Below are 6,391 nucleotides of genomic sequence, written 5' to 3'. Positions count from 1 at the left end.
GCCTGATCCGCGCCCATTCCTTGTCGTTCAGCCAGTAAAGATGCGCCATCCCAGCCTCCGTTCTCCTCGGAGGCTTGAATCACATCTTCGTAGCGTTGAGAATCCCCTAATTGAGTACAGACCCTAGAACAGCCCGCGCTTTTTGCGCTGGATGACGGGCGTTTCGCCCTCGTTGACCGGCTTGCCGAGCGCCTGGTTCTCGCGGATGCGCTGGTTTTCCTTCTCCGCGTTGACGACGACGCCTTCCGGTTCGGGCTTGCGCCAAAACAGAATCTTGTCGGTGATGCGTTCGTTTTCCTGGGCCAGGCCGGCGGCTTCTTCGTTGACGACCACCCGGATATTGGGCTGCACCGTCAGCCCGCCGGTTTGGCGCAAGAGCGCGCGCACGCCGGGGCTGGAACCCTCCGGCGCCGGTTGTTCCTCGATCAGGCCGGGCCGCCGGCCGCGCAAGGCCTGCTCGGCATCGGTCGAGGGGGCCGTCTCCTGGGGGCGCGCCTCGCCCGGCGCGGGCGGGCGCAGGTCGAAATTCGGCGGCAGCGACAACGGCGCGCGGGAATAGACCGAAAATTCGTCGGGCGGGCGCTTGTCCATGCCGAGAATTTTGCGCGTGTCCTCGCACGCGCCCAGTGCGAGCACGAGCGCAACCCAACCCGTCGCGATGACAATTCGTTTTACGGTCATGACACTTAGGCTCCCGGCGGCCCGCCGGGATCGCCCGATCCCTTATTTTTAGGCAAATCCGGGCGGGCGAACAAGGCATCCGCGAGCAGCGCCAAGGCGCCCAGCGAAATCGCCGTGTCCGCCGCGTTGAACGCCGGCCAATGCCAGCCGAAGGCGTGAAAATCGAGAAAATCGGCGACCGCGCCGAATCGCGCGCGGTCGATCACGTTGCCGAGCGCGCCGCCGATCACGAGTCCGAGAGCGGCGACGACGACCTCGCGGCTTTCCTTGGCCATCCACGCCAGCAGGACGGCGACGATGACGAGCGCGAGCGCCGACAGCACCCAGGCGGTCGCCGCCGAATCCCAGTTGAACATGCCGAAGCTCACGCCCCGGTTCCAGCCCATCACCAAATTGAAAAAGGGCGTGACCGGAATGACGCGCGGAGGGGTCATGACGCGTTCGACGATCCACCATTTGGAAACCTGGTCGACGATAACGACGGCGGCGGCAACGCCGAGGCCGAGCGCGAAGCGGCGCGGGCGAGTCATTGGGCGGCGAGGGAACCGGCGATCGCCGCGGCGCAGCGCCGGCAGGTTCCGGGAAAGCGCGCGTCGTGGCCGACGTCGGGCAGCACTTTCCAACACCGTTCGCATTTTTCGCCTTCGGCGGCGGCGGGGACGACGCCGACGCCCGGCACGTCGGGAAGAACGAACGCGCCGGCGGGCGGCGGCCCTTCCGCCAGGCGCGCGTTCGAGGTGATGGCGATTTCGGCGAGATTCAATCCGGCGAGCGCCTTGACGTAATCGGCGCCGGCATAAACGGTCGGCGCCGCCTGCAGGCTGGAGCCGATCCGTTTTTCCGCGCGTTCTTTTTCGAGCGCGCCGGTGACCACGCGCCGGAGCGCGCGCACCTTGTCCCATTTCGCCGCCAGCGCGTCGTCGTGCCAGGACGCGGGGATTTCCGGAAACGGCCTCAGGTGCACGCTGATGCCGTCCGGATGGCGGGTAAGCCAGGCTTCCTCGGCGGTGAAGCAGGCGAACGGCGCGAGCCAGGCGGTCAGCGTTTCGAACAGGATGTCGAGCACCGTGCGCGCCGCGCGGCGCAACCGCGAGGTCGCGGGATCGCAGTAGAGCGCGTCCTTGCGGACGTCGAAATAGAACGCCGACAGATCGCTGGCGCAGAACGAGTGCAGGTCGGCGAAGAAACGGTGGAACACGAAACTGTCGCAGGCCGCGCGCAAGGAGCGGTCGAGATCGGCGAGCCGGTGCAGCACCCAGCGTTCCAGTTCCGGCATGTCGTTGGCCGCGACGCGCTCGCCCGTCGAAAAATCCTTCAGGCCGCCGAGCAGGTAGCGAAGCGTGTTGCGCAGGCGGCGGTAGACGTCCGTTTGCTGCTTCAGGATTTCGGGGCCGATGCGGAGATCGTCCTCGTAGTCGGACCCGACCACCCACAGGCGGAGAATGTCCGCGCCCTCGCGCCCGACCACGTCCTGCGGCGAAACGATGTTGCCGAGCGACTTCGACATTTTCTGGCCGTCCTCGGCCAGCACGAAGCCGTGGGTCAGCACCGATTCGAACGGCGCGCGGCCGCGCGTGCCGCAGGATTCCAGCAGCGAGGAATGGAACCAGCCGCGGTGCTGATCGGAGCCTTCGAGATAGAGGGACGCCGGCCAGGCCAGGTTCCACGCGCCGCCTTCGAGGACGAAACTGTGGGTCGAGCCCGACTCGAACCAGACGTCGAGGATGTCGGTGACTTGGTCGTAATCGGCGGGGTTGTGGGCGTTGCCGAGGAAGCGTTCGGGCTTTGATGCGAACCAGGCGTCGGCGCCTTCTTGCGCGAAGGCGGCGGCGATGCGCTCGTTCACCGTCGGATCGCGCAGGGGCTCGCCGGTCTTCTTGTGCGCGAACACGGCGATCGGCACGCCCCAGGCGCGCTGGCGCGAGATCACCCAATCGGGGCGGGTCTCGATCATGCCCTTGAGGCGGTTCTGGCCGGTGGCGGGAACGAAGCGGGTCGCGTCGATGGCCCGAAGCGCCCGGGCGCGCAGCGTGTCGCCTCGTTTTTCCGCGATCGGCCGGTCCATGGCGATGAACCATTGCGGCGTGTTGCGGAAGATGATCGGCTTTTTCGAGCGCCAGGAGTGCGGGTACTGGTGAACTAGCCTGCCGCGCGCGACCAGGGCATTGGCCTCGATCAAGGCCTGGATGACCACTTCGTTGGCGTCGCCCTTCTTGCCCGTATCGGTAATCACCCGCTTGCCCGCGAAGCCGGGCGCCTCGTCGGTGAAGAACCCGTCGCCGTCGACGGTGGAGGGGATGGTGGTGTCGATGCCGCGTTCTTCCAGCGAAGCCTTGTTCGCCATCCAGATATCGAAGTCGTCGGTGCCGTGCCCTGGGGCGGTATGGACGAAACCGGTGCCGGTGTCCTCGGTGACGTGTTCGCCCGGCAGCATTGGAACGTCGAATTCGTAGCCGGAAATGGCAAAGGCGAGCGGATGCCGACATTTCACGATGTTCGCCGGATCGACGTCGCGGAGGCGTTCGGCAGAAACACGCGCCTTGTCGAATACGGCCTGGGCGAGCGTATCCGCGACGATCAATGTTTCGCCGACCTTGGTCCAGTTCCCCTCGGGCGCGCTAGTGACTTTATAGAGGCCGCATTTGATCTTCGGCGAAAAAGCGATGGCGCGGTTGCCAGGCAGTGTCCAAGGCGTCGTCGTCCAGATGACGATGCAGGCATCCATAAGACCGCTCAGATCCGAACTGATGACTTCTTTGATGCCGAACTTCACCCACACCTGATCGGATTCGTAATCGTGGTACTCGACTTCGGCCTCGGCGAGCGCGGTCTTTTCCACCACCGACCACATCACCGGCTTGGAGCCGCGATAGAGCAGCCCGTTCATCGCGAACTTCATCACCTCGCGCACGATCTGGGTTTCGGCGGCGAAGGTCATGGTCGAATAGGGGTTGTCCCAATTGCCGATCACGCCCAGGCGCCGGAATTCCTCGCGCTGCACGCCGATCCAGTGGTCGGCGAACTCGCGGCATTCGCGGCGGAAGGCGAGGGTCGGCACCTGGTCCTTGTCCTTGCCGGCGGCGCGATATTTTTCCTCGATCTTCCATTCGATCGGCAGGCCATGGCAGTCCCAGCCGGGCACGTAGTCGGCGTCGAATCCGAGCATCTGGCGCGAGCGGTTGATGACGTCCTTGAGAATCTTGTTGAGGGCGTGGCCGATGTGCAGATGGCCGTTGGCGTAGGGCGGGCCGTCGTGCAGCACAAACTTGGGCCGGCCCTTGGCCTGTTCGCGCAAGCGCCGATAGAGTCCGATCGCCTCCCAGCGCTTGAGGATTTCCGGTTCGCGCTTGGCCAGCCCCGCCTTCATCGGAAACGGCGTGTCGGGCAGGAAAACGGTCGCCTTGTAATCGGGCATGTTCATGACGCCGCCAGGATGCGACGGGCGCGCAGGCTGTCCTCGGCGATCTGCGCACGAAGCGAATCGATCCCGTCAAAGGCGCGCTCGCGGCGGAGATGCTCGACCAGCCGGACTCGCAGGCGCCGGCCGTAGAGATCGCCCGCGAAGTCGAAGAGAAACACCTCCAGCATCTCGACCTCGCCGCCGAAGGTCGGCCGCCGGCCGATGTTGGCGACGCCCGCGCGCCAGATGGGCTTGCCGTCAGCGCCGTTGTCGCCCTCGATCGCGACCCGCACGGCGTAGACGCCGCCGGCGGGGCGCAAATGGTCGCGGAGCGCAATGTTGGCGGTGGGGAATCCGATGGTGCGGCCGCGCTTGTCGCCCGGCATGACCCGGCCCTCGATTTCCGGCGCGCGGCCGAGAATGGCCCCGGCCGCCGCGACGTCGCCTCGGCGCAGCGCGTCGCGCACCCGGCTCGACGACAAAACCTCGCCCGCCTTGTCGCGCACGGCGTGAACGGCGGTGACGTCGAAGCCGAGATCGCGCCCGGCCCGGAGCAGCAGTTCGCAATTGCCGGTACGCCCCTTGCCGAAGACGAAATCGTAACCGGCGACGACATGGCTGGCGCGAAATCCTTCGACCAGGATCCGGCGAATGAATTCGTCGGCGGTGAGCGACGCGAACGCGCGGTCGAAGCGCAGCGCGACCATCAGATCGACGCCCAATTCGGCGATGAAGCGCGCCTTGGCGCGGAGCCGCGTCAGCCGGAACGGCGGATCGCCCGGGCGGAACAGGTTGCGGGGGTGGGGCTCGAACGTCAGCACCGCCCACGGCGCGCCGTGGGCGTGGGCGAGCTGGCCGGCTTCGGCGATCACCGCCCGGTGGCCCAAGTGAACGCCGTCGAAATTGCCGATGGCGACGGCCGCGCCGCGCAGGGCGGCGGGCAGGTCGCCCAGGTGCCTGAAGATCCGCATGGGGGGGCGAAGGTGCCCCCGGCCCGGGATCGGGTCAAGGGTGAAACTTGAGCCGATTCAAGGCGCTTGGGCGGCTACTTCTTGCGGGTCGGCACCATCACGGTCGCTTCGCCGTCCAGCACCACCTTGCCCTTGACCAGGCACTGGGTTTTGATTTCGACGAAGTGCTTTTCCGGGATCAGCTTGGTTACCGTCGCCCGGGCGATGACGGTGTCGCCAGACTTGACCGGCGCCTTGAAGCGCAGCGCCTGGCTGACGTAGATGCAGCCCGGCCCCGGCATCTTGGTGCCGATCACGGTCGAAATGAAGCTCGCCGTGAGCATGCCGTGGGCGATGCGGCCTTGGAACATGGTCTCGGAGGCAAACTCGTGGTTAAGGTGGACCGGGTTGATGTCGCCGGAAACGCCGGCGAACATCACGATGTCGGCGTCGGTCACGGTCTTGCCGTAGATATCGCTCATGCCCTCCTTCAGGTCCTCGAAATAATACCCGTGCAGGAGGTCGCGATCGCTCGCGGCGGTCTCGGGTGTCTGGTTCATGGGAAAATCCTCGGCTAAGGGCGGGGCGGCGGGTGGGGTACTATTCATGTCACGCGCCCGCCCTTCCGGCAATCGGGGGCGGCCCCCCATGGCGATGGACAAAAGCCGATGAAATCGCGGAAACGCTCGTTCCGGATCGGATGGTTGGTTCTCGGCTTGGTTCTGGCAACCGCCGAGGCCGCGGCCGAACTCGGGCTCGAACTGCCGCTTGCGTGCCGCCCGGGCGCCGATTGCTGGGTGGTCAATTACGTCGATCTCGACCCCGGCCCCGGGGTGCGCGACTACGCCTGCGGCCGCGCCAGTTACGACGGCCACAAGGGCGTCGATTTCGCCGTGCGCGATTTTTCCCTGGTTACGCAGGGCGTGCCGGTGCGCGCGGCCGCCGCCGGCGTAGTGCTGCGCGCGCGCGACGGCATGGCGGACGCGGGCGGAACGGGAGGTCCCGCCGACAACGATATCGCCGGGCGCGAATGCGGCAACGGTCTCGTCATCGATCACGGCCGGGGGTGGACGACCCAATATTGCCATCTGCGCCGGGGCAGCATTGCGGTCAAGCCGGGCGATCGGGTCGCCGCCGGCGACGCCATCGGCATGGTCGGCCAATCGGGCCTCGCCGAATTTCCCCACGTGCATATTCAGGTGGCGAAGGACGGCCAGATCGTCGACCCGTTCCGCGGCGTCGAGCCGGGCGGGGCGACGTGCGGGCTGGGCGTCCGCCCGCTCTGGAGCGGAGGCGCCCTTACGGCGCTCGAACCTTATCGGCCAAGCGCGATCTACAACGGCGGGATCGCGGGCGCGGC

The 6,391-nt window shown here is 66.6% G+C and carries 6 protein-coding genes; 1 reads left to right on the top strand and 5 read right to left on the bottom strand.

The window, feature by feature from the left end:
- Positions 1 to 123: 123 nt before the first annotated feature.
- The 5 genes from FJ311_15555 to FJ311_15535 all read right to left on the bottom strand — a co-directional run bounded on the left by FJ311_15555 (position 124) and on the right by FJ311_15535 (position 5,591).
- A complete protein-coding gene (locus FJ311_15555; protein MBM3952850.1) occupies positions 124 to 681 on the bottom strand; it encodes a DUF3035 domain-containing protein in 558 nt (185 codons plus the stop codon).
- Positions 682 to 686: 5 nt separating this feature from the next.
- Complete coding sequence (gene lspA / locus FJ311_15550; GenBank protein MBM3952849.1) at positions 687 to 1,211, bottom strand: signal peptidase II; 525 nt, start codon at positions 1,209 to 1,211, stop codon at positions 687 to 689.
- Positions 1,208 to 4,102, bottom strand: a complete 2,895-nt coding sequence (locus FJ311_15545; protein MBM3952848.1) for an isoleucine--tRNA ligase — start codon at positions 4,100 to 4,102, stop codon at positions 1,208 to 1,210. The genes lspA and FJ311_15545 overlap by 4 nt, the downstream gene beginning before the upstream one ends.
- Positions 4,099 to 5,052 carry a bifunctional riboflavin kinase/FAD synthetase gene (locus tag FJ311_15540; GenBank protein ID MBM3952847.1) on the bottom strand — a complete coding sequence of 318 codons (954 nt, stop codon included), beginning with the start codon at positions 5,050 to 5,052 and terminating at the stop codon, positions 4,099 to 4,101. The genes FJ311_15545 and FJ311_15540 overlap by 4 nt, the downstream gene beginning before the upstream one ends.
- 74 nt (positions 5,053 to 5,126) lie before the next feature.
- Positions 5,127 to 5,591 (bottom strand): MaoC family dehydratase, encoded by a 465-nt coding sequence (locus FJ311_15535; GenBank protein MBM3952846.1) that lies wholly within the window; start codon positions 5,589 to 5,591, stop codon positions 5,127 to 5,129.
- A gap of 108 nt (positions 5,592 to 5,699) precedes the next feature.
- Here FJ311_15535 and FJ311_15530 point away from each other — a divergent pair.
- The coding region (locus FJ311_15530; protein MBM3952845.1) for a M23 family metallopeptidase at positions 5,700 to 6,391 on the top strand (692 nt) is incomplete at its 3' end.

This window comes from Rhodospirillales bacterium, from assembly GCA_016872535.1.
Taxonomy (GTDB): Bacteria; Pseudomonadota; Alphaproteobacteria; order Rhodospirillales; family 2-12-FULL-67-15; genus 2-12-FULL-67-15.
Note: the sequence above shows the minus strand (reverse complement) of the source record. Positions and strands in the feature narration are given on the sequence as shown.